Source organism: Kitasatospora sp. NPDC048540 (assembly GCF_040651175.1).
GTDB lineage: Bacteria > Actinomycetota > Actinomycetes > Streptomycetales > Streptomycetaceae > Kitasatospora.
Genome location: NZ_JBEZIR010000138.1, coordinates 1 through 22,782, shown reverse-complemented (window position 1 = coordinate 22,782; position 22,782 = coordinate 1). Strand labels below are relative to the sequence as shown.

At 69.4% G+C, this 22,782-nt stretch carries 18 protein-coding genes and 1 pseudogene; 8 read left to right on the top strand and 11 right to left on the bottom strand.

The window, feature by feature from the left end; translation table 11 throughout:
* Together AB0D08_RS34680 and AB0D08_RS34675 are read right to left on the bottom strand one after the other, a co-directional pair.
* A partial coding sequence (locus AB0D08_RS34680) for a ParB/RepB/Spo0J family partition protein (protein WP_359894248.1) occupies positions 1 to 1,218 on the bottom strand: 1,218 nt, incomplete at its 3' end.
* Positions 1,215 to 2,369 (bottom strand): ParA family protein, encoded by a 1,155-nt coding sequence (locus tag AB0D08_RS34675; RefSeq protein ID WP_359894246.1) that lies wholly within the window; start codon positions 2,367 to 2,369, stop codon positions 1,215 to 1,217. The genes AB0D08_RS34680 and AB0D08_RS34675, both read right to left, overlap by 4 nt.
* A 524-nt stretch (positions 2,370 to 2,893) precedes the next feature.
* Here AB0D08_RS34675 and AB0D08_RS34670 point away from each other — a divergent pair.
* Entirely contained in the window at positions 2,894 to 3,139 is a 246-nt protein-coding gene (locus AB0D08_RS34670) for a chaplin family protein (RefSeq protein ID WP_359894244.1), read from the top strand.
* Between the two features lie 483 nt (positions 3,140 to 3,622).
* On the opposite strand, the gene AB0D08_RS34665 is transcribed toward AB0D08_RS34670, so the two are convergent.
* From AB0D08_RS34665 to AB0D08_RS34655, 3 genes are read right to left on the bottom strand one after another with little or no spacing between them, the layout of a single operon-like run.
* Entirely contained in the window at positions 3,623 to 3,907 is a 285-nt protein-coding gene (locus AB0D08_RS34665) for a hypothetical protein (protein ID WP_359894242.1), read from the bottom strand.
* A complete protein-coding gene (locus tag AB0D08_RS34660) occupies positions 3,904 to 4,119 on the bottom strand; it encodes a hypothetical protein (protein WP_359894240.1) in 216 nt (71 codons plus the stop codon). The genes AB0D08_RS34665 and AB0D08_RS34660 overlap by 4 nt, the downstream gene beginning before the upstream one ends.
* Before the next feature lie 56 nt (positions 4,120 to 4,175).
* Entirely contained in the window at positions 4,176 to 4,487 is a 312-nt protein-coding gene (locus AB0D08_RS34655; RefSeq protein ID WP_033819307.1) for a hypothetical protein, read from the bottom strand.
* A gap of 380 nt (positions 4,488 to 4,867) precedes the next feature.
* Here AB0D08_RS34655 and AB0D08_RS34650 point away from each other — a divergent pair, with 380 nt between their 5' ends.
* Positions 4,868 to 5,713 carry a hypothetical protein gene (locus AB0D08_RS34650; RefSeq protein WP_359894238.1) on the top strand — a complete coding sequence of 282 codons (846 nt, stop codon included), beginning with the start codon at positions 4,868 to 4,870 and terminating at the stop codon, positions 5,711 to 5,713.
* Between the two features lie 423 nt (positions 5,714 to 6,136).
* Here AB0D08_RS34650 and AB0D08_RS34645 read toward each other — a convergent pair whose 3' ends face one another.
* Complete coding sequence (locus tag AB0D08_RS34645) at positions 6,137 to 7,555, bottom strand: aldehyde dehydrogenase family protein (protein ID WP_359894236.1); 1,419 nt, start codon at positions 7,553 to 7,555, stop codon at positions 6,137 to 6,139.
* 430 nt (positions 7,556 to 7,985) lie between these two features.
* On the opposite strand from AB0D08_RS34645, the gene AB0D08_RS34640 reads away from it, so the two are divergent.
* The 4 genes from AB0D08_RS34640 to AB0D08_RS34625 all read left to right on the top strand — a co-directional run bounded on the left by AB0D08_RS34640 (position 7,986) and on the right by AB0D08_RS34625 (position 10,543).
* Complete coding sequence (locus tag AB0D08_RS34640; protein ID WP_149038032.1) at positions 7,986 to 8,225, top strand: hypothetical protein; 240 nt, start codon at positions 7,986 to 7,988, stop codon at positions 8,223 to 8,225.
* Between the two features lie 262 nt (positions 8,226 to 8,487).
* Complete coding sequence (locus AB0D08_RS34635) at positions 8,488 to 8,949, top strand: pyridoxamine 5'-phosphate oxidase family protein (protein WP_359894234.1); 462 nt, start codon at positions 8,488 to 8,490, stop codon at positions 8,947 to 8,949.
* Positions 8,942 to 9,934: an NADPH:quinone reductase gene (locus AB0D08_RS34630; RefSeq protein ID WP_033819295.1), complete on the top strand. Its 993-nt coding sequence runs from the start codon at positions 8,942 to 8,944 to the stop codon at positions 9,932 to 9,934. Before AB0D08_RS34635 ends, AB0D08_RS34630 begins: the two co-directional genes overlap by 8 nt.
* A gap of 177 nt (positions 9,935 to 10,111) precedes the next feature.
* Entirely contained in the window at positions 10,112 to 10,543 is a 432-nt protein-coding gene (locus AB0D08_RS34625) for a hypothetical protein (RefSeq protein WP_359894233.1), read from the top strand.
* Positions 10,544 to 10,879: 336 nt separating this feature from the next.
* Here the strand turns inward: AB0D08_RS34625 and AB0D08_RS34620 are convergent, their stop codons facing one another.
* Genes AB0D08_RS34620 through AB0D08_RS34605 form a run of 4 tightly spaced genes read right to left on the bottom strand, consistent with a single transcriptional unit; the run spans position 10,880 to position 18,214 of the window.
* Positions 10,880 to 11,431: a response regulator gene (locus AB0D08_RS34620; RefSeq protein WP_051812033.1), complete on the bottom strand. Its 552-nt coding sequence runs from the start codon at positions 11,429 to 11,431 to the stop codon at positions 10,880 to 10,882.
* A complete protein-coding gene (locus AB0D08_RS34615; protein ID WP_359894231.1) occupies positions 11,428 to 13,110 on the bottom strand; it encodes a response regulator in 1,683 nt (560 codons plus the stop codon). The genes AB0D08_RS34620 and AB0D08_RS34615 overlap by 4 nt, the downstream gene beginning before the upstream one ends.
* On the bottom strand, positions 13,088 to 15,313 hold the full coding sequence (locus tag AB0D08_RS34610; protein ID WP_359894230.1) for a histidine kinase dimerization/phospho-acceptor domain-containing protein: 2,226 nt from the start codon (positions 15,311 to 15,313) through the stop codon (positions 13,088 to 13,090). The genes AB0D08_RS34615 and AB0D08_RS34610 overlap by 23 nt, the downstream gene beginning before the upstream one ends.
* Positions 15,314 to 15,319: 6 nt before the next feature.
* Positions 15,320 to 18,214: an AAA family ATPase gene (locus tag AB0D08_RS34605; RefSeq protein WP_359894228.1), complete on the bottom strand. Its 2,895-nt coding sequence runs from the start codon at positions 18,212 to 18,214 to the stop codon at positions 15,320 to 15,322.
* A gap of 88 nt (positions 18,215 to 18,302) precedes the next feature.
* On the opposite strand from AB0D08_RS34605, the gene AB0D08_RS34600 reads away from it, so the two are divergent.
* Complete coding sequence (locus AB0D08_RS34600) at positions 18,303 to 21,161, top strand: LuxR family transcriptional regulator (RefSeq protein ID WP_051812031.1); 2,859 nt, start codon at positions 18,303 to 18,305, stop codon at positions 21,159 to 21,161.
* Between the two features lie 331 nt (positions 21,162 to 21,492).
* The gene (locus AB0D08_RS34595) at positions 21,493 to 21,996 is read left to right on the top strand and encodes a WhiB family transcriptional regulator (RefSeq protein ID WP_359894226.1); all 504 of its coding nucleotides are present in this window, start codon (positions 21,493 to 21,495) and stop codon (positions 21,994 to 21,996) included.
* A gap of 419 nt (positions 21,997 to 22,415) precedes the next feature.
* Here AB0D08_RS34595 and AB0D08_RS34590 read toward each other — a convergent pair.
* Positions 22,416 to 22,782 (bottom strand): annotated as a pseudogene (locus AB0D08_RS34590) (hypothetical protein); the annotation flags it as partial.

Here is a 22,782-nt window from a genome sequence, read left to right as displayed (position 1 = left end):
GGAACTGTCGACTGCGCGTTCTGCTCGGTGGCGCACCCATGTCGCGCAGCCGCTCCGCGACGACCTGGGCCACCGCCGCCGACACATATGATGATGTGAGTGCAACACCTCCACCAGCGCGTGGAAGGCCTCGACGTCCAACCCGGCGCGCAGGGTCGCAGCTTGCTCATCAGCGGTCTCCCCCAGTGCTCGGACAAGCTGCGCCGGAGTCGTCGTCCCGTGACCTTGCACCGGGGCACTCTGGTGGGGGAGTGCCGCCGGGCCGGTGGTGCGGGCTGTGTTGTCCGCGGACAACATGTTCTCGTGGGGTGCGGGTCGGGGGGGCTGTGCGGTGGGGGTGTCGTCCGGTGCGACCGTTCGGGCCGTGTTGTCCGCGGACAACACGGGAGCCGTGGCCACCTGCTCGACGGTCTCAGCTGCGGACGTCGCGATGTTGTCCGCGGACAACATCCGTGCCGCTTCCCGGACCGCGTCGCGCTTGGCCCGTTCCTCGCTCTTGAGCCTCTCCTCCAGTGCCAGGAGGTCGTCAGCAGTAAGTGAGCGGTCGTCCTTGAACGCCCGGGCCAGCCGACGCCCGTAGCGCTCGGCCATCTCGCCGGTGGCAAGACGTTGCTGAATGGCGAACGGCAGTGTCAGCAGCGCGATCTGGTTACCGACCCAGGACCTGTCCCGGCCACGCCGGCGGGCCACCTCGGCGGCGTTGCCATCACAGGCGGCAAGAAGCTGTTCGAGGCCGCGGGCCCGCTCGATGAGATCGAAGTCCTCTCGGTCCTCGTTCTCGATCATCAGGTAGTCCATGAAGTCGGCCCGGCTCGTCGCCAGGTCGTCACGGACCACACAGTCGAGTGCCTCCAGGCCCACCTGGCGGGCGGCCCGGTAGCGGCGCTCGCCGTTCAGCAGAACGTACTCGCTGTCCCCGCTGGTGATCCGCTCATGGGCGGGCCAGAGCCTCAGATACGCCTCACGGGTCACCACGACACAGGCCGTCGTCTGCTTCTTCGCGAGGCTCTGGCCGAGAGCCTCGCTCTGCTCCTCGGTGCCGTAGTTCCGGCGCGGGTTCATGGGGCAGGGATCGACCTTGGACAGGTCCAGGCGCAGGAGCTCGTACTCCGGGATGGCGCCTTCGGCCTGCGCCTTGGCACGTCCGCGCTCGCTGCGGGGCTGGCGGCCGAGGCTTCCGAAGGCGCCGGCGCCGACGCGGTCTGCGGCCTTGGTCATTCTGCGATCCTCCTGGCGATGTCGCGCATGATCTCGGCCTGCTCCCCGTCGGGGGCGTAGACGAGCAGCGGGGTCTTGGCGCGCACGGCCTCGCGCTGGTCCTTGAGTTCGTTGACGACGGCGATCACTTCGGGGATGCCGATCGACTTCCAGCCCTCCAGGGAGGACGTCACCACGTAGCCCTTGCGGGAGTCGTAGAGGTTGACGATGAATCCCAGGTCGTGGATGTCGATCTCGAGGTCGTCGCAGAGGGAGTCGATCTGGTCCCGCAAGAGCTCGTAGGCGTCCGCCGAGGAGTCTTCTGCCTGGACGGGGATGATCACGCCGGAGTAGCCCTCGGGTTCGCCCGCGCGCGTGCGGGCGTAGTACAGAGCGTTGTCCATGGCGTAGCCGAGGCTGGGAGGGCAGTCGACGAGGACGAAGTCGAACTCGCGCTCCACCTCGGCGAGTGCCTTCTCGAGGGCGGTCTCCTTGACCCTCACCTCGCGGGAGGTGACGAGCTTTGCGTCGAGGAGGAAGCCGTCGGTGCAGGCAGGCAGCAGGTACAGGCGGCCGTCGAAGGCGTCTCCGCCGATCTCGATCAGCAGATCGCGCAGGTCGGACTGGCGTTCGCCGCACATGTTCTTCACGAGGCTGTCGCCCTTGATGGCGAGGTGCTCGTGGCCGAGTTGCTTCGTGAGGTGGCCCTGGGGGTCGAAGTCGACCAGGCAGACGCGGTAGCCCATCTCGGCGAGGGCCTGGCCGACGCCCGCGGACATGGCGGTCTTGCCGACGCCGCCCTTCTGGTTGCCGAAGGCGATCCTGCGGGCGCCGGTCGCCATGCGGTTGCGCTGGGGGAGGGGGTGGGTGTCCAGCCAGAGGCGGATGGACTGTGCCAGGCCCTGGTTGTAGGGGATGCCACGGGTGGAGCAGTCCTCACGGAAGCTCTTGTAGAGGGCGGACGGCACGTAGGTGGAGAAAGAGTCGCTGCGGGCGGTGTCGATCAGGTCGAGGGCACTGTTGGAGGCGCGCCAGGCCTGGATGCCCTGGGTGACGGCGTCCTGGATGTCGACGCCGACGGTGGCCGCGCGGATCTTCAGCTCGCGTCGAAGCTGTGGGGGGAGTTTGGTAACTACCTTGTCCCGGTTCTCGGGCACAATCGGAGCGCTCATGAGGGGAGTTTACTAACCCCTGGCGCGGTGTCAGTACCCGCGACACGGAGTAAATCGGGCATCTTCTGACATGTCGTCGGGTTGGTGCCCCGCTCGATGGTGGAACGGCCGACTTCTGGCGGTCTTCGCGACTCCTCCTGGGGCGCAATGACCTCGCCAAGGCTGCACAGACCCGCCCACCCGCATGCACCGTGCTTGTTCGCGCATCCACCGTCCCGGCCCCCCTTCCGCGGAGGTGGATGTTGTCCGCGGACAACATCCACGACACAGGCCGAGCGCGGTTCGGACAGTGGCGGACTGCGTCATCCGGTCGGCCGGCAGCCGCACCGTGGGCGGTCGATGGTGTGCGACGGCAGCGGTGTGACCGCGGACGCCGGGGGACCTGCCGCCTCCCGGGGCCGGACCGGCCGGGTGCGCTGAGGGGTACGGCAGCCCGCCCTTTCAGGCTGGACAAACCAGACGCAGAGTCACAGGCTGGGTGAATAGTGAATATCCGACTTTTCGCCTTTGGATCGAGGAAAGCCATGACACGCTCTGTGAAGCGATTCGCCGCGGCCATGGCCGGGGCTGCCCTGCTCACTACGGTGGGTGGAATTGCGGCGGCCCAGTCCGCCTCCGCCGCGGTAGCGACCCGGGTGAGCCCATCATCGGCCACGGCTTCGGCTCTCTCCTTCGGATCGTCCGGTTGGATATCCGGCCAAGTGATCAAGATCCCCATTTACCATTCGATCAATATTTGCGGTGCCGGCAACACCTGCACCAATAGCTGATGGCGCTGACGCCCGGTTCCGCCGCGACGCGCAGGTAGCCGAGGTGGGTCCGGTTCCGGGCGCCCAGCTGGATCCGGGCGATAGCGCTGTCCTTGCGCCCGAAGAAGACGTCCAGTATCCGTACTTCGCTGCCGAGTACGGTGACGTGTTCGGCATAGGCCTGGACGGGGCCGTTGAAGCGGGCGTCGTGCTGGCATCGGCCGTGATCGTGGAAACGGACCCTTGGCCAGGACGCGCAGCGTCTTCTCGAGGCGCCGTGCGTGTTCCCGGGTCAGCGTCAGGTCGCTGCGTTGTGCCTGGGTGAGGCCGCCCGCCGGAGGAACGGTATTCCGGCCTGCCGGCGACGGATCTGCTCGGCCTGCTGGCGGGCCGGCTCGGTGGCCGCGGCGGCCTGGTGAATCGACTCCGTACGACGGACGATCGCGGTGTCGCCCCGCGTGCTGTCTGCTCGCCGCGTCTCCCGGCCAGGACTCCTCGCTCCGGTCAATCCGGGATGAGACCCTCACCGCCATCTCGCAGCATCGACCTGACCTCCTGGATGGACGCGTTCGAGGCCGGCAGGATCAGGTCGGACGGCAGGAGGGAGTCGTCCGCAAGAGGTGTGCCGAGTCGATGGACCGTTGCGATGAGCGCCTTCAACGTCGTTTGGAATGCTCCGGTGTCCCCGGCCGCCATGATGTCCAGCAGAGCCTCGTCCAGCCTGTTCAATTCAGGGAGGTGGCAGTCGGCCAACGTCAGCTGCCCCTCGCCCATGATTCTCACGATCACTGTGACCTCCCAGGTCCTTCGACGTGCGGTTCCTGACCGGTCCGGGGTCCGGCGGCCGCCCAGCGCAAGATATAGATGAGCTCGAGATCCACCCGGTACTTCTCGACCAGCTCACGTGCCCGGGGATTGGTGTCCGCGGTGGCGTTGACGCGGGCTTCCAGGTCACCGGGAGGAAGCCCGTCCCCGGCGTTCCCGCCGTCGTCGGCTTCCATGGGGGCGGGACAGGCTCTGGTCGGCATCGGGGGCGACGCGTCGTCCTCGCGGTCCGTCATGTGCAGCGACCCTGCGGCTCAAGGACCCAGGCCCAACAGCGCTCGCCGTCGTCGAGTTCCACCCAGCGCGGCGGCCCGTACCTCCAGCGCAGGTCCTTCTGATCAGCCGGCACCGGTGACGGGACCGGATGCCTGTCCAGAACCGGCCGGACGCGGTGTGAGGTCCGGTCGGTCCCACCGACGAGGATGACCAGATCCGCACCGCCGCGCGCGCCCAGCCGTCCTGGCTCCTGCTCCTGGACCATGGATACGCCCACCTCGCCTTCACACGGCGGCATCCTCTGCACGCCTGTATCGGTGACCACCATCGCGGTGCCCTCCCCATCGAGACGTGCCCGAGGAAGCACTGATCAAGGCAGCAGTAGCTGTCCGGTCGTGCCTGGAGTGGCCTGGGACGTCGGGGGAGGGAGCGGTCCGCAGGCGCCGGAGGGCGCCCGCGAGCGTCAAGTGGCAAGGTCGGCACGGCTGCACGGCTGCACGGCTGCACGGCTGCACGGCTGCACGGCTGCACGGCTGCACGGCTGCACGGTCGCGGGTGGGACAGCGGCGCTGTTTCCGCCATGTGAGATGTGGGGGCTTCTGTCCTTCGTATATCGAACGCCGCGGATCCGACTTTCGCCCCATCCGCCCTTGTCTGTGCAAGATGGGTGGACTTGTTCGAAGAGGATGCGCCGACCGAGGGACGTTGATGCCGCCGCCCAGCCAGCCGGACCCGCGTGGGACCGTCGCCGAACCGGAGGCCGGAGGAGATCGCCCCCGACGGCTGGACCTGAGCGTCGCCCAGGTGGTCGCGAGTGCGTTGGCTGCCGTGGCCGGCGCCGTCCTCGCCTCCGAACTCGGCGTCTACGGCACCATCATCGGCGCGGCTGTCGTCAGTGTCGGGGCGACCGTCGGCAGTGCCGTGTTCCAGCACCTGTTCCGGCGCACCGGCGAGCAACTGCTCAGCGCGGTGGACCGCGGACCGGGCCCGGTGGTCAACGGGCTGCGCCAGGTACCCGCCCCGGATGCGGAGCCTGTGACCGCGCCGTCGGGGGAGTGGAGCGAGCCGCGGCTGGTCCGGGCGAAGGGCCGCCGCGGCTGGCGGACGTACACGACCGCCTCCGCGCTGGTGTTCGCCCTGGCGATGGTGCCGATCCTGGCGGTCGAGGTACTGGCGGGCCGGCCCGTGAGCAGTCTGACCGGCGGGGACTCCCGGACCGGCACCTCGCTCACCCCGGGCCGGTCCGAACCGCCCCGGAAGGCGCCCGTGGCACCGTCCACCGGCGGCTCCGGCCCGGCCGCCGTCCTGCCGTCCGGGCCGTCGCCCTCCGGCTCACCGTCCGGACCCTCGCCATCGGGCTCACCGGACACGACGGCGGATCCGGGAAGCGTCGGCGCCCCGTCCGGGAGCCCCTCGACCACGACCACGCCCCCGGCCGGCCCGGCCGTGAGCCCTTCCGGCGCACCGGCGCCGAGCCCCTCGGCCACCGCCGCCGGCAAGTCCTCGAGCCCCACGACCCCCGCGGCCCCCTCCGCTTCCGCGTCGGCGCCGTGATGCGGAAGCCCGGCGGGGCGTCAGGTGGCGGCGCGCCCCGTTCGGGCAGCGGACCGGGCAGATCAGGGACGGCGTACGGGTGGAAGGCGATTCGTGTGGTCGTCGTGCCGGCCAGGGCGGAGTTTCCTGGAGCTGCTACCTGAGCTTGGAGGTGTTCATGGCCAAGTACTTCTGGCATGCAAAAGTGACCGGTGCCGCTGGGGAGATGCACTGCCACGGACCTGTTGCGGTGCAATACGACGGCACCGCCGTCGAGCTGGCATAGGCGTCCCGTGTGCCCGCCGGACGTTTCCGAAGCGCAGGCGGGTGCTTCCCTTGACGCCGAGACCGCCGAAGGTGGTCCTCGGCGGACTGGAAGCAACCGCTCAGCAACCGGGTCTGCGTCCGGGCGGCACCGCCCCCTACGTGCTGACCCGCCCGGCCTCAGAACTGCAGGGACTTCGTACGAAGGAACTCCTCCAAGCCCTGGCGGCCCAGTTCCCGTCCCACACCGGAGTTCTTGTATCCACCGAACGGTGCCTGCGGATTGAACCTGCCCCCGTTGATGTGCACCTGCCCGGTGTCCATGCGTCGGGCGAAGGCGATGGCACTCTGCTCGTCCGCCGCCCATACGCCGCCTGCCAGGCCGTAGGCGGTTCCGTTGGCCAGCGCCAGGGCGTGCTCCGGGTCGCGATAGGCGAGGACACACAGGACCGGTCCGAAGATCTCCTCCTGGGCCACCGTCATGTCCGGGGTGACGTCGGCCAGGACCGTCGGCCGGACGTAGAAGCCCCGCTCGCAGTTGGCCGGCGCCTCGACGCCGCCGGTCACGAGCCGTGCGCCGGCATCCAGACCTTGCTGGATGTAACCGCGTACGCGGTCGCGCCGCCGTGCGCTGACGACCGGGCCGATCAGGGTCTCGGGATCGGTGGGGTCGCCGGGCACGTAGGTGGACGCGGCCTCGGCTGCCAGCGTGACCGCCTCCTCGTACTGATCCTGATGGACCAGCAGCCGGGACCAGGCATTGCACGACTGACCGGAGTTGCTGAAGATGTAGGCCATGTTGACGGTGACCGCCGTGGCGAGGTCGGCACCCGGGAGCACCACGTTCGCCGACTTGCCGCCGAGCTCGAGTGCCACGCGCTTGATGTCACGCCCCGCCAGCTCTGCGATCGAGCGCCCGACGGCGGTGGAGCCGGTGAAGGAGAGCAGTTCCACCTGGGGATGGCCGGCGAGCGCCGTGCCCGCCTCCGAGCCGAGGCCGGTGACGAGGTTGAAGACCCCGGCCGGGAGAGCCGCCTCGTGCACGATCCGGGCGAACAGGCGTGCCACGAGAGGAGTGTTCTCGGCGGGCTTCAGCACCACCGTGCAGCCGGCGGCGAGGGCGGGGACGACCTTGGCCACGATCTGGTGCAGCGGGTAGTTCCAGGGCGTGATCGCGCCGACGACTCCTGCGGGTTCGTGGTAGACGGTGGAGTTGCCGACCTTCTCGGTGAACTCGTAGTCGGCCAGGATCTCGACGTAACTGTCGGCGACCGCGATCGGCAGGCCGGTCTGGATCTCGGTGGAGAATCCGATCGGCACGCCCAGTTCGGCGGTCATCGTGTCGGCGATCTCGTGCCGCCGCGCGACCAGGCCCTCGTGGATCGCCTTCAGGTGGATGAGCCGTGTTCCGGGGTCGGTCGCACCCCAGGTGCGCTGAGTGGCCCGGGCGGCCGTGGCCGCACTGTCGATGTCGGCGGCGCTCCCGGCGGGGACGACCGCGAGGCTGTCCTCGGTGGCCGGATTGATGACGGTGATCACTCCGTCGCCGACGGACGGCCGCCAGCGACCGCCGATGTACTGATCGTTGTAGACCTCCATCACGGGCCTCCGGGCCGGGAAGGGAGAGCTGACCGGTATCGCCAGTCAATTCCCGCGGACGGCCTGACGCAAGTCACCCCCGGCGGGCCCCGGAGGTGCGGGCCGGACCGGAGCTCCGCCCCGCCCCGACCCGGATCGCCCGGTTGCCGCTCATCCGGCGTGGGGGCGGAATCGGAACTGGCCCCTGAGCGAACCGTTCGGCGGGGCGGGTGTTCCGAGCCGGTCTCGCTACCCGGGAGTGAGCGGATGTGCATGGCACAGGATCTGACCGATGTCTTCTCCGAGCCGGTACCGCGTACGGCGGGCGGCCGCAGCACGAGGTCTTCTCCGCGGTCATGGACGGTGCGGTGCAGTGGCGGTTGACGCGATGGACCGCGGCGGTCTCCCCTCTCCGGTCCGGCGTGCCCTCGTCGTAGGAATCGTCGGAGCCGTGCGCCGGCCGGACGCGGTACTGGTCGAACTCGACGGGGGCCGACGGGCGACGACGTCCCCCCGGTTGACGGCCGTGGAAGCGCGGCAGGTCGCCGAAGCGGTCGGTGGAAGCCTGCGGCCGCTGGCAGCGGGGCCCGACAGCATCGTGCACTGGTTGTTGGAGCCCTGGCTGCCGGTGGAGGTGATCTGCAAGGAAGGCGGTGACCTCCGGTTCATGCGGATGGTCGAGGAGAATTGAGGGAACCGACGGACGTCGAGTACATCGGGACGGTGGGCGCCCCCGGTGGAGCCGGGACGGAACCGGTGGCGGATCTCCTCGGCTCCAACGATCGGACACCCGTTCGGCAGTGGTCTCGCGGGATGCCAGATGGCGGACAGCCGGCCCCGCACCCCAGCGGCGGGCAATGGTGAGAACCGCCGACCTCGCCGACACTGGCACTCGACGACATCCAGAGCCCGGAGCGCGCAGCGCATCCGGGAGTAGTGAGACGAGGGACAGCATGGGGATCATCACACAGGACATGCGCGCGATCGTCGACAGCGCGAAACTCGCGTTCGTGGCGACGGTCTGCGAGGACGGCTCCCCGAACCTGTCCCCGAAGGGATCGCTGCTCGTCTACGACGACGACCACCTGGTCTTCATGGACATGGCCTCCCCCACCACCGTGGCGAACCTCCGGCGGGACCCCCGGCTGGAGGTGAACGTGATCGACTTCCTCAAACGGCGTGGCTTCCGGTTCAAGGGAACCGCCGAATTCCGCGGCGAGGGAGACCCCGTGTACGCCTGGTCGCGCAAGTGGGTGATGGACACGCACGGGCCCGCCTATCCGTGCCACGAGGCGGTGCTGATCCGGGTGGAGCGGGCGCTGCCGGTGGACTCACCCGCCTACACCTTCGGGAAGTGGAGCGAGCCGGACCTGGAGCGAGCCTGGGCCGACACCTACGGTGTGGCCCATGACTAGCCCGCCCGCGACGGTCACCGCCGCGTACATCGACGCCACGGGGCCGGCCGACGTGATCCGGGTCGGGGCGCTGCCCACCCCCGTCCCCGGTGACGGAGAGGTCCTGGTCCGTACACAGGCGATCGGGGTCAACCACGTCGACACCTTCGTACGCTCGGGCGCCTACCCGACACCGCTGACGTTCCCCTTCGTCATCGGGCGCGACGCGGTCGGCACCGTGGCAGCCGTCGGGACCGGGGTGGCCGGTTTCCTGGCGGGCGACGCGGTCTGGTGCAACAGCCTCGGCCACGGCGGCCGCCAGGGACCGTCGGCGACCTACACCATCGTCGCCGCCGAGCGCCTCTACCCCCTGCCCGCCGGTGTCGACCCGGTGGCGGCGGCCGCGGTGCTCCACACCGGTGCCACCGCCCACCTCGGCCTCTTCCGGGAAGCACGGCTGCGGGCCGGCGAGACCGTCGTCGTGGGCGGAGCGGCCGGCGGGGTCGGCAGCGCGGTCGTACAGATCGCCGCGGAGGCCGGGGCCAGGGTCATCGCCGTCGCACGGTCCGAGCAGGTCCCGTGGTGCCGGTCCAGCGGTGCCCAGGAAGTCCTCGACCGCCGCGCACCCGATCTGATCGGGCGCCTGCACAAGGCCGCACCGGACGGCATCGACGTGTACTGGGACACCTCCGGCCACCACGACCTCGAACAGGTCGTCCCGCTGCTGGCCCCCCGCGGCAGGGTGATCCTGATGGCCGGCCTCGACGCCCACCCGACCCTGCCGGTCGGCACGCTCTACACCCGGGACGCGAGCCTTCGCGGGTTCGCGCTCTCCAACGCCACGACCGACGAACTGGCCGACACCGCGGCGGCACTCAACTCCCTGCTCGCCGGGGGAACACTGCGCGCGGGACAGGTCCAGGCGCTGCCGCTCTCCCAGGCCCCGCACGCCCACGCACTGCTGGAGAACGGCCGGGCGACCGGACGCCTCGTCCTGCTCCCGTAGCACCGGGCAGCTGCCCTCCGACCACCGAGCCGGACGGTGCCGCCGTGATCTCTCAACGGCAGGGTGTGTGCCCCTCTCGCTGCGCGTTCGGCCGTAGTCGCCATCGCCGGTCAACGCCAGGCTGGCCGTATGTCCGCCCGTTCCCATCGGAGCCGTCACGGCCGGTTCGGCGTTCCCGTGTCCGAGTCGCCGCCGGGCACGGCCCCGCAGCCGATGACGGCCGTCGCCGTCCGGCAGTCCGCGTTGCCCGCCTGGACCAGGCACACGGCGGTCGCCCTACTGCGTCCCGCCGGATCGATCCACCATCCGCAGTACCTCCACGGCGGTACGCTGGCGGCCATAGACCTCGGCCTGCTGTCCGTGGTTCCGGCACTGTGGGCCCGGGGTATCGACACCTTCGCCTCCTGCGAGGCGAGTAACGGGCCCGACCTGGACTGGGCGTACTGCATGCTGGACAGGGACCGGGTGCACGATGCCTGCGAGGTGATCCGCCGGCACGGCGAGATCCAGCAGATCCGTCCACCGGCCTGGCAGCACAGCCCGTGGGTCAACATCGAATGGTGCTGGACCGGCCGCCGAACGCACGGACTGCCGAGCTCGGAGATCTGAAGGCCGTGCGGTGCAGCCGGTGGACGAGAAACCGCTGCCCATGGTCTCAGAGCACGCCGCGTAGGCCGCCTCACGACGGCGGTGGCAGGGCGCACCGGGCCGACGGCCGCTCCGGGTCAGGCGCCGGCGTCACGATGACGGAGAGCTGGACGGAGTGCTGAACGCAGGGCGGCGGTCCGTGTGCCGGGGGAATCGTCCGTCGGTGATCTCCGTACGGATCCGGGCCATATGGCGGGGGAGTCGGTCGTGCTCGTGTCGGCGCCGGGGTGCCAGGCGGACCGAATGCAACGCCCGGTGTTCCCGGGGGCGGCACACGGATCCCCGTGGGGGGCTGCGTCACTGCGCTCTGAGCGCCTGGGCGATCTCGCGGGCCAGCCGGCCGAAGGAACCGGGGTAATCGAAGAAGGCGGTCAGCTCGTGGAAGGCCGGCGAGTCGAGCCTGGCCGCGGCGACGGCGGAGGCGAGCTTTCCGAGCTCTTCCTCACGTTCCTCCTCCAGGTGTTCGAGCCTCGCCTTAAGAAGGATGGCGTTGACCCGGGAGGCGAGGAGAAGCGAGTCGAGTGGTTTGGGCAGATAGTCCACCGCGCCGAGTTCGAGGCAGCGGATGACGCTGTCCATCTCGCCGAGGGCGGACATCATGACGACGGGTATGTCACGCAGAGCGCTGTCCGCCCTCATGTGCTCAAGTGTCGCGTAGCCGTCCAGCTCCGGCATGACGATGTCGAGGAGGACGACGTCGAACTGTTCTCGGCGCAGCTTCTCGAGGGCGATGTTGCCGTTCTCGGCGGTGTCGGTCAGGAGGCCGCTCACTTCCAACCGGTAGGTGATCATCATGCGGTTGGTACGGTCGTCGTCGACGACGAGGATCCTGTCTTTGCCTGTGGTCATTGCTCAAGCTCCCTCTGCAGCTGGTCGAGAGACCGAGAGACGGTTTCGTACTCACGCTCGATCTGTGTGACGACGGGTTCGGCGCCCTGCAGGTCGCCCTGTTCTGCGAGAGTCTCGGCGCGCTGGCACAGTGGGGCCAGCCGTTGGAACCCGAACGTCTGGCCGTGGGACTTGAGCGTGTGGGCCGCTCGCCGGACCTCGGGTGCGTCCTGGTCGGCGAGACCGGTTCGGAGGGTCGCGACGAGTGGCGGCGAGTCCTCGCGGAAGGTCTCCAGGAGTTGGGTCACGAACGCCTTGTCGAACGAAGCCACCAGCCGGGTGAAGGTGCCGGTGTCGACCGCCGGGAGATCTTCGTCGTGGGATTCCTCCTCGGGGGAGTCAGCGGCCTCCTTCGCCGGGAGGTCTTCGTCCGGCTGTCCCAGCGGGGACGAGCGGGCAAGGGCTGCGGCGAGCTCGTCACTGTGGAGGGGCTTGCTGAGGTAGTCGTCCATCCCCGCGGCCACACACCTCTCCCGGTCCTCCGGCATGGCGTTGGCGGTGAGGGCGATGATGCGGGGGCGCCGGTCGGCGGGCCAGGTCCGGTGAATCCGGCGGGACGCTTCGAGGCCGTCCATGCGGGGCATCTGGACATCCATCAAGATGACGTCGTAGTGGTTCTCGTGCAGCGCGTCGACGGCCGCCTGGCCGTCTTCCACGATGTCGGCCGAGTAGCCGATCTTCTCCAGCAGGCGCCGGGCCACCTGTCGGTTCATCTCGTTGTCCTCGGCGAGCAGGATGCGCAGCTCCTTCTGCGGTCCTGTTTCGCGCTGCGTGTCGCTCGTTTCGGATTCGGCCGAGGGCAGGTGGCCCAGGATCTCGCGGCACAGGTCTTTGTAGAGCTGCGCCGCTTTTATCGGTTTGGTATGGTGGGCGGCGAATTCTTCGAGCATTTCCTTGGGTGCGTCGGGCCGGCCGATCGAAGTGAGGAGGAAGAGGGGGAGCTCCTGCCGCCCGCGGTGTTCTCTGATTTTCTGGGACAGCGTGATACCGTCCATGTCCGGCATCTGCATGTCGAGTATCCCGATGTCGAAGGGGTCGCCCGCGCGGATCCAGTCGAGGGCTTCCTGCTGGGATCCGGTCGCACGGACGAGCATCCCCCACGAGCTGCCCTGATGGCTGAGGATCGTTCGGTTGGTCGGGTTGTCGTCGACGACGAGCATCCGCTTGCCGCGCAGGTCGGTCCGTGAATTGTTCAACCGGCGCATACGCAGGTCGGGCGGAACTTCGCTGGTGAGCATCGTGAAGTGGAACGTCGACCCCGCACCGTCCTGGCTCTCGGCCCACATGGTCCCGCCCATGAGCTGCGCGAGCCGGCTGCTGATCGCCAGCCCCAGACCCGTTCCGCCGAAGCGCCTCGTCGTGGAGCTGTCCAACTGCTCGAACGGTTTGAACAATGAGGAAATCCGGTCCGGCGGTATGCCGATACCGGTGTCACGGACACTGAAGTGCAGCTGTATGGCACCCTGATGACCGTTCACACCGGCGTCGTGGTGCTCGTCCCCGGGGAGATCGGACGGGATGTCCTTCCGGTCCACGGAGAGGACGACTTCGCCGCTCTCGGTGAACTTCACGGCGTTTCCCAGCAGATTGACCATGATCTGGGTGAGGCGTACGGAATCACCCATGACCTCGTCCGGCATATGCGGGTCGATGATGTAGGCCAGATCGAGGTTCCTTTTCTCGGCGGGCCTTCACCGCTACCACGTCGAAAGCCGACTCCACGCAGTCCCGCAAATCGACCGGGCGGTTCTCCAGATCTATCTTCCCGGCTTCCGATTTCGAGAAGTCGAGGATGTCGTTGATGATGGTGAGCAGGTTCTCACCGCTCCGCTGGACGATGTTCGCGAAGTCGCGCTGCTCGGAGTCCAACTCCGTGTCGAGGAGCAGCTCCGTCATGCCGATGACGGCGTTCATCGGTGTTCGGATCTCATGGCTCATCGTGGCGAGGAACGTACTCTTCGCCCGGTTGGCGTTCTCGGCGGCCTCCTTGGCGCTCTCCAGCCTGGCGGCGGCGCGCTCCCGCTCCAGGACCCGGCCCAGCTGGGAACCGACGTTGAGCACGAGGGTCATGGTGGCACCGTCGGGCGGCGGGCAATCGGCGGTCAGGAAATCCAGGACCGCCGGGACCTCCTTCCCGACGTGAACGGGGATCACGAGGCGGCCGGTGGCCCCTTCGCAGCCCGCCGACCCGGGGACGCCGTCGGCGGCGTCGGGGACCCAGACGGGCCGGCCATCGGCCCGTGCCGATCCGGGCAGCCCGCCAGGCGAACGGTCCAGGAGATCGGCGACCGCCCGGATCCCCGGGGTGACCAGGGTTTCGTCGTCGTAGTGCACGGCGGAGGGGACCAGGGGCGGCGGTTCATGGCCGCTCTCCGCCTCCTCGGCTGCCGCGGCGGCGACCAGGTGGGCGCGGCCGACCGGCCAGTGCATGCTCCCTCCGATCAGCGCCATCGTCGTCCTCAGCGCTTCGTCCCAGGTGGGCGCCTCGTTGGCGGCAGCGGCGACGCCTTGCAGCAGGGCCAGGGAGTTGTTGCGTTCCTTCAGCTCGCTGGTGCGCTCCGTGACCTTCTGCTCGACCTCGGTGTAGCTCTCCTGGAGCCGGTCGACCATGGTGTTGAACCCCTGTGCCATGGCACCGATCTCATCGTGGCTGCGTACCTCGGCGCGCTGGTCGAGATCACCGGCGGTGAGTGCCTCGGAGGCCCGGGCGACGGTTGCGACGTTCCGTGCGATCCGCCTGGCCAGTCCCACGGTCAACGCGATGATGACGGCGAGGACGGCGGCAATACCGGCGAGGACGAACAGTTTCTGCTGCTCGAGCGTGTCCTGACGGGTGTGCAGCATGTGGTTCTCCTGGTCGAACAGGGAGTTCCACAAGGTGCTGTTGGCCTGGATCGCAGTGGTGGTCTGGGCTCCGTAGGCCGCCGGTGCGAGGGTGATCGTCTGAGCGTTCACGATCTGCTGTTCGCTGGTGTCGATGACGCTGCGCACGCTGGCGGTGGCCGATTCGAGCTGGGGCTGGAGGGCGGGCTGGAGCCCGCTGTTGTGGTTGAACGACGAGGTGTTGGCGAAAGCCCGGTCCAGTGCGTCGTTGAGCTCCCGGATGTTCTGGTCCAGCACGCTGCTCTCCTGGGCGACCTCGATCCGGTCGGCGGTGCTCGCGGACTGGTTGGCCAGGATCGGCACCGCTGTCCCGCTGATCGCGTAGAGCTCGTTGACCAGCCGGGGTTCCCACAACAGCAGGCCGGTCATCGTGTAGTAGGTGTCCAGGTCGGGATCGAGGATGAGCTTGGAGGAGTCGCCGACGTAGGAGTAGAGCTGGTGGAGGTTGTCGATCAGCTTGGTGTACTCCGCGTCCTGAGCTCCGGCAGCGGCGGCCGGGGCCGTCTTCAGCTGGTTCCATGCCGCGGTGAGCGCAGCGGGCGCGAGCTGGCTCTTCCCCTTCGCAGCCAGGTCCGCGACGGTCGTCTGGAGAGGCACGCCCAGCCGGCTGTTCACCTCGTCGAGTGTGGCGAAGCCCGCGTCGATCGACTGCGCGGTGGCCTGGAGCCGACCGGTGTCGGACGTGTCGCCGCCGGCCTGGAGACGCTGGAGCGCGGTGTAGACCGAGGTGTCCTGGATGAGCGTGCTGAGGGGGCGCAGATACTCCGTTCCCTGCAACTCGCTGCGGGCGAAATCGATGCGCACGTCCTGCTGGTTGATCAGGGCCGCCGTGGCGAGACCTATCGGAATGATCGAGACCAGGCAGATGGCCATGAGCTTGGTCCGGATACCCAACCCCAGGCGGGGCAGGTGCAGCCAGCTCGGCCGGCGGCGATTTCGTCCCTCGGTGCTCATGGACATCGCATCTCATCCCTGGCGGGTCGAGCGGCTCAGTGCTTCACCGAGTTGGCGCCGCCCGTTGATGCCGAGCTTGCGATAGGCATTGGACAGCCGCAGCTCGACGGCTTTGACGGAGATGGACAGCTCCGTCGCGATCTGGCGGTTGGTGCGTCCGGCGGCGGCCAGTTCGCAGGCACGGTTCTCACTCACGGTGATCTGGGGTGCTTCCTTCGTGCGTGGGCCGCTGTCGGTGGCGCCCGGTGCCGCCTCGGGGGTGGCGGCCTGGGACGGGGCGGCGAGGAAGCCGTAGGCGAGATCGGCGGGTTCGGGGCTCTGCGCCGGTTCGGCCGGCTCCTCCTCGGCGGGGAGCCGGGCACCGCACCGTTGCGCGAGCTCCGCAGCCTCGGCCCACACCTCGCCCGCCTCGGAGGTCCGCCCCAGCCGGCGCAGGGCCGTACTCCGGGCCGCCAGAGCCTTGGCGTACTCCAGCCGGGCGGACGATTCCCGGAGCCGGAAGACCGCTTCGGAGAGGAAGACGAGCCCCTCCTCGGGCGGCTGGACGGCGCCGACGACCCTCAAAGCCCTGCCCCAGGCCGGCCGGGCACTCCAGTTGCGAGCCAGCCGCAGCTCCTCGCGGGCCAGTGGCAGGCCTTCCCCCGAGTGCCCGAGCCGGTGGAAGCACAGGGCCGCCTCCGACTGCCAGGGCACCAGCGCAGGGTTCTGGCCGCCCGCGGCACCGAACGACCTGCCCGCCGCCAACTGCGCCTCCAGCCCCTCCGCGGGCCGTCCCCGCAGCCGGTGCAGCCGGCCCAGGCTGTGAAGCAGGTGGTACGCCAGGCCTCTGGTGGAGTCCGCCTCGCCCGCATGCGCCCATTTGAGAGCGGATTCGGCGTCGTCGAGACGCCCCTGCTCCATCAGGACATCGCCGAGCAGCGGACCGACGATGGAGCGCCACAGCTGGGCCGAGGTGGCCTCGACGGCCTCCACCGCCCTTCTCGCGTCGTCCTCCGCCTCGGCCAGCCGGCCCCGGCTCAGCAGGGCCGACGCGCGACAGGCCAGGGCCGGCAGCAGCGCGGTCAGAGAACCGTCACGCTCGGCCCCGGCCACCGCCTCTTCCAGGGCCTCGACGGCCTCGTCCCTCTCCGCCGCCACCAGTACGAGCCACCCCGGCGCCAGCAGGACCGCATCCGTGGGATATGCATCCTCCGCGCCACCGCCGATCGCACGCAACACGCGGGGAACGGCCTGCGGATCGCCCAGGACCGCGTAATGCGCGGCGATCACGCAGGCGAGCGTGCGGCCCCCGGGAGTGGTGAGCCGCTGTTGGCCCAGGGCCGCCACCCGCCGCAGGATGTCACCGCGCGATTCCTGCTGCCCCGGTTCGTACAACGGAACGGTCAGTACGGACGCCTGAAGCCGGTGGCGCAGTTCCTCGTCCTGCGTCGAAGGGTCATCCAGCGCTTGCTGCCAGACCTTGAGCGACTCCGAGCCACGGCATCCCATCAGCATGGCGATGCCGAGGTCGAGCGCGATCTCGGCCCGACGGGACCGGCTGCTCAGCCTGTGGGCCGCGATCAGGCTGTCTTCCGCCGCCGGGATGTCGAGCAGCAGCCGCGCGCGGCCCTGCCGGAAGAGCACATCCGCCCGCAGCTCCGGCTCGGGCGGCTCCGCCAGACACCGTTGCAGGTCTCTCAGCGCCTCCTGCGGCTCTCCCCGCGCCATCGCCTCGTCGGCGGCCCGGAGCAGCACGCGTACCGTCTGGACATCTGCCGCGGGAGGCGTCTGCAGCAGCTGCCCTGCTGCCCGCCGCAGGTCACCCGCGGCCAGCATCTGCGCGGCCGCCCTCCGGTGTGCCTGCGCCCGGGTGACGGGTTCGATCGCCTGGTACAGAGCGTTGCGGACCGGCGGGGACAGCGGAGCGCGGCCCCGGTCCACCGCAGCGGGGCCGGGGATGCCGCCGAGTCGTCTCAGTTCCTCGTCCACTCCGGTTCCCACCCCGGCGGGCAGACCGTCGAGTGCGGCCGCCTCGGCCATGGTCGCCTCGGGCCCGAGGATCGCGATCGCCTCGGCGATCGAGGCATGGGCCCGGGGGATCCGGGTCAGCCACTCGGCGGCCGTCCGCGCCGAGGCTTCGGCCGCCAGAGCGGAGACCCGCTCCGCGCCGACGGCCACCGGCGCGATGCCTCTGGCGACGAGAGCGTCAGCCAGGTCCGCCAGCAAGCGCGGATTTCCGCCGGTGGCGGCATGGCAGGCCCGGACGAAGGCTTCCTCCGGAGGGTCGCCGGCTGTCGCTGCCACCAGCCGGTCGCCCAGCAGGCGTCCGCTGTCCTCGACACTCAGCGGCCCGGGCCGCAGGACGGTCCGCACCGCGTCCGGCACGTCCGCGCCGGCAGGAGCCAGCGGGCTCCCCCAGGCCCCGGGAGGCTCGCGGATCGCGGCAGCGAGATAGCACCGCAGGCCGGATACCCATGAAGCCAGATGCTCCAGGAAAGACAGGGAGCAGTCGTCCGCCCACTGAACGTCATCCATCAACAGGGCCAGTGGCTGCTGGTCGCACAGGCTACGGGTCAACCGGAGCAGGGCCGGCAGGATAGCCTGGTCGCCGTGTGCCCCCGCAGGGTCGTCGAAGAGGGCGATCAGCTGCGGCGACAACAACTCCTGCCGCTGCTGGGCCGGAAGGGACAGAAACAGCTGACGGACGGCTGCGAACGGCAGGTCCCGTCCGGACTGCTCGCACCGCACCGTGAGGGTTCGGAACCCGGATCGTGCCATGTCCGCGGCTGCGGCAATGAGGGTGGACTTCCCCATTCCGTCCGGCCCCTCGACCATGACGATCTGTCCGCCGATGCTCTCCGCCCGGGCGAGACCGGCGGCCACTATCGCGATTTCCTCTTCTCTGCCGTGACACTCCGTTCCGGCCATGGGCCAATTATGCGCCTGAACAACGACCCGCACAGATCACCGCTCATACGCCTTCGCACGGGCACACATACCGGTATTAGATGAAGGTATGTACGGTGTTACCGGTTCCGGGCCCCACTCGGCGTCGGACGGCGAGCAGGAGTTCATCGGGCGCCGGAGCCAGCTGGATACCCTTCGTGCCTGCGCCGGCCAGGTACGCGAGGGCACGCCGTGGGTTGTCGTCGTCGAAGGCGAAGCAGGAATCGGCAAGAGTCTCCTCGTACGGCAGGCACTCGCCGAACTCGACGACTTCACCGTCTGGTGGGCGACCTGCGACCTGACGGAACAGGACTACGCGCTCGGCGTCGTCGACCAACTGATCCGCAAAGTACCCCGCTCCATCCTCGCCGAGGCACCGTCCCTCTCCCGACCGCCGACCGCCGAGCCCAGGTCACCGATCCAGGTCGGCGCAGACGTGGTCCGACTACTGGGAGCGGCCCAGGAAACCCAGCCGGTGGCGGCCGTGGTCGACGACATCCAGTGGGCCGACGAAGCGTCGATGGCCGCCCTCGGCTTCGCCGCCCGCAGACTGTGGGCCGAGCGGGTCCTCGTGGTGGTGATCACCAGAACGGAACGCCGACCGGGTGAGCACACCGCCGCCACCCTCTCGGTGGACTGGCAACGAATAGTCGCAGGCGTCGAACACGGCCACCAGATCGTCCTCTCCGGCTTCGCCGACCAGGAGATCATCCAGCTCGCACGCTCCATGGGCAGAGCCAACATCACACTGGAGGCAGCAGACCGACTGCGAAAGTACACCGGAGGCAATCCGCTCTACCTGCGCTCGGTACTCAACGAAACACCGTCCGACGACCTCGCAGACCCTCTCCGCACACTGCCCGCACCGAAGTCGCTCGCCCACACCGTCCACCGAGCCCTGAACCGGCTCCCGCCCAACAGCCGCGACCTGCTCGAAGCCCTCGCCATCCTCAACTCACGCGTCCCACTTGCCATCGCCGCCCGCCTGGCCCAGGTCGACGACCCGGCCTCCGCCCTGGAACCGGTGCTCAACTCCGGAATGGCCGAATGGCGCCCCGGCGACCCCTCCAGCCCGGTCGAAATCCGCCACACCCTCCAACAAGAGGCGATCTACCGAGCCATCCCCCCACTACGGCGCCGAGCCCTGCACGCCGCCGCCGTCCCACTCGTGGACTCCGCCGCCGCCTGGGCACACCGCGTCGCGGCCACCGACCGCGTCGCCCCCGAACTGGCCACAGAACTCCAGACGGAGGCCGACCGGGTCGCCGCCCAGGGCCAGCTCAGCCGCGCCGCAACCCTCCTCCTGTGGGCCGCAGACCTGTCCGACAGACGCGAAGACCAAGAAAGACGCCTGCTCACCGCCGCCGTACGCCTGCTACTGGGAAAGAACTACCGACGGTGCGCCGCGCTACGACACCCCATCGAGACCTGCACCCCGTCCGCGCTGCGCACTTGCGTCCTGGGGCGCCTCGCCTACAGCGAAGGCGGCCTGGAGATGGCCGCGGCACTCCTGTCAGAGGCACTGCACGTCGCGGAGAGCGAAGGCTCACCGCAGGTGATCGCGCTTGCCTGCGTCTGGCTGGGCGCCACCTACAGCCAGCAGATGCGGGGCGAGGAGGCACTTCCCCTGTTCCTGCGGGCCCTCAGCCTGGACCTGCCCGCGCCCCGGGCGGTCAGCTACGCCCGGTACCTGCTCTCGCTGGCGTCCGCCGACATGGGGGAGCCGCGTGCGGGCCTGCGCGCCCTGGCGGACACCACGGCCCTGCCGGAGCAGGCCGCCCAGGTCGCCCTCGCCGACAGTCTCCTGCTCAGCCCGCGCGGAATCCTGCGCGGGATGGCAGGCGAGCTGCACGCCGGCATGGAGGATCTGATGACCCTGGTCCGCCGGCAGCGTGCCGGAGAGGTCACCGAGGTCCAGGTCTCGGAGTACTTCATCCTGGCCGCGTTCCAGTATCTGGCGGGAGTCTGGGAGGACGCCGAGGTCACCGCGCAGAACGCCCTGACCCTCGCAGCCGCGAACGGGCAGCTGTTCGGCTTCGCCCCGGCACACGCCGTCGCCGCGATGGTGGCCGCCGGCCAGGGACGTTGGGATGCCGCCGTGGAACACCAACGAGCCAGCGAGAAGGCGGCCCGGGAGAGCGAAGCAGCACTCGACGGCGCCTACCCGATCCTGGCTGCGGCGGTGCTGGCCCAGGCCAAGGGAGACCCCACCGCGATGGCCCAGGCCATGCAGCGCTTCGCGCCCCCCGGCGCAGCGGCCCGGCTGGCCGGCTGGCACGTCTGGTGGCTCCCGCTGCAGGTGGAGGCGTACATCGGCACCGGACGCCTGGACATGGCCACCACCGCTCTCGGGCAACTCCAGGAGATGGCCGAGGACGCGCCCTGCCTCCGGGTGACCGAGCACTGGCTGACGGGGGAGCTCGCCGAGGCCAGACAAGATACCCAGAACGCGATCGCCGCCTACCGCAACGGCCTCGCCCTGCCCGTCAGCGACGACGACGTCCCACTTCACCGTGCCCGACTCGAGCACGCGTACAGCAGGATCCTTCGCACCACCGGAGAACACGAGGCGGCCCGGGAGCACCTGTTGCGTGCCCGGCGCGCGTACCAGGAGATCGGCGCCACCCCGTTCGCCGAGCGGGCGGCCTCCGAGCTCGGCGCGCTGGGTGCCGAAGGCCGGCCCGACGACACGAAGGGCCAGTCCGCCGTCCCCGGGACCTCTACCGCGGCGCCGGCCACCGCGGGCCCCCCGATCGGCCTCACCGAACGGGAGCGTGCCGTCGCCCACCTCGCAGCCCAGGGGTTGACCAACCAGGAGATCGCCGGGGAGCTCTTCGTCAGCACCAAGACGGTCGAGTACCACCTCGGCCACGTCTACGCCAAGCTCGGTCTGACATCGCGCCGCCAGCTGCGGAAGGCTCTGAAGTGAGATGGTCTCATCTTCACAGCGTGGAAACCGCCCGCATCCCACCGAGGACATCCCCAGACCGGTGCCGGCCGGGCTGTGAAGGAAGTTTCGGTTCAGCCTGCCGGGGCAGGGATGCTGCTACTTCGCACCCGTGATCGAATCCGCCCTCCGTGGCCGCCCCGGCGCCGACGCCGACCGGACGGTCCATGAAGGGTTGCCCCTGAGGTCCGGTTGCAGGGCAGAGCCTCGTTCCTGCCTCGTAGCGTTTCTCTCCCGTGACCTCCTCGCGGAGCATTCCATAGAGTCGGGACAAGAGTGATCTTCATTCCCTGCGCTTGGATGGGCGGCCGACATGGACGGTAGTAACGCGATTCCCCGATGCACCGGTCGACTCCGGACCGCGGCAGGGCGATCGGTCACCGTCCTAGCCACAGATGATGTTCTCGCCGGGGGCCTGGCCCTCGCCTCCCCGGCCCACGCGGCCACCTCGGCCCACACGGCCACCTCGGCCCACACGGCCATCCCCGCCCCCGCGGCCATCCCGGCTCCGGCCCACCCACCCGCGACGACGACCCCTGCGGACACCGAACCGGGCGAACCCGTCACCCCCGAGACGCTGCGCGATCTGGTGCTTGCCCACCCGTCCGGCCGGATTCCCTGCCTGACCCGGGACAGCGAGCTGTGGTTCTCCAAGTTCGTCGCCGACCAGCGCCAGGCGGCTGACTGGTGCGGCTCCTGTCCGGTCGCCGAACCATGCCGTGAGGCCGGTCGTAGCAGCCGCGCCGCCTACGGCGTATGGGGCGGGGAGAGCCCCCGGGAGCGGCGCAACGCTGGCTATGCAAGCCGCAGGTCGTGACCGCCTTCACGGCCATGCCGCGAGCGGTGGGGCGGCGCTTCGCTGCATCGTGTGACGGCATCGTGTGACACACGGGAGCGCATGCAGGGGCCAGGGGGATGCACCGCCGTCGCCAGGGGAACGGACCCGGCTGGATCCGGCAGATCGCGTTCCGCAGCCGGACAGGCCGTCGAGTTCCCGCAGATCACGGCACCCTTTCACGGAACGGGCCGGATGGAATCGCCCCGGATAGGACATCGCCGTGTCCTCTCCGTCCAGCGAATGGCGAATTCCTGACCGATTCATCCCGTGACATCCAGTAGTTCTGCCTATGCGGGACCGGGCGCATTTCTGTTTGCGCACAATAACATGCCCGCTCTATTCCGCGGAATACGGGACAAGGTCACTGCTTATGCAGGGCCCTGTTCCGTGCCGGCTCGTTAATTGCGGAATTTGCGGTAGAGGGCGGTTCCGGTGATGAGGAGGATGAGGGCGGCGGTGGCGATGCCGAGGGTGGCGCCGGTGTGGGCGAGGGTGCCGCCGCTGGTGGTGGTGTCGGTGTTGTTGGTGATGGGGGTGGTGGTTGGGCTGGTGCTGGCGGTGGTGCTGGTGGTGGTGGTGTCGTTGGTTTTGTCGGTGTCGGTGTCGGTGTCGGTGTCGGTGTTGGTGGTGGTGGTGTTGTTGGTGTTTGCGTTGGTGGTGTTGCTGGGGGTGGTGGTGTTGCTGGGGGTGGTGGGGGTGGTGCTGTTGGTGGGGGTGGTGCTTGGGCTGGTGGCGGGGTTGGTGGTGAGGGTGAGTTTCTGTGTG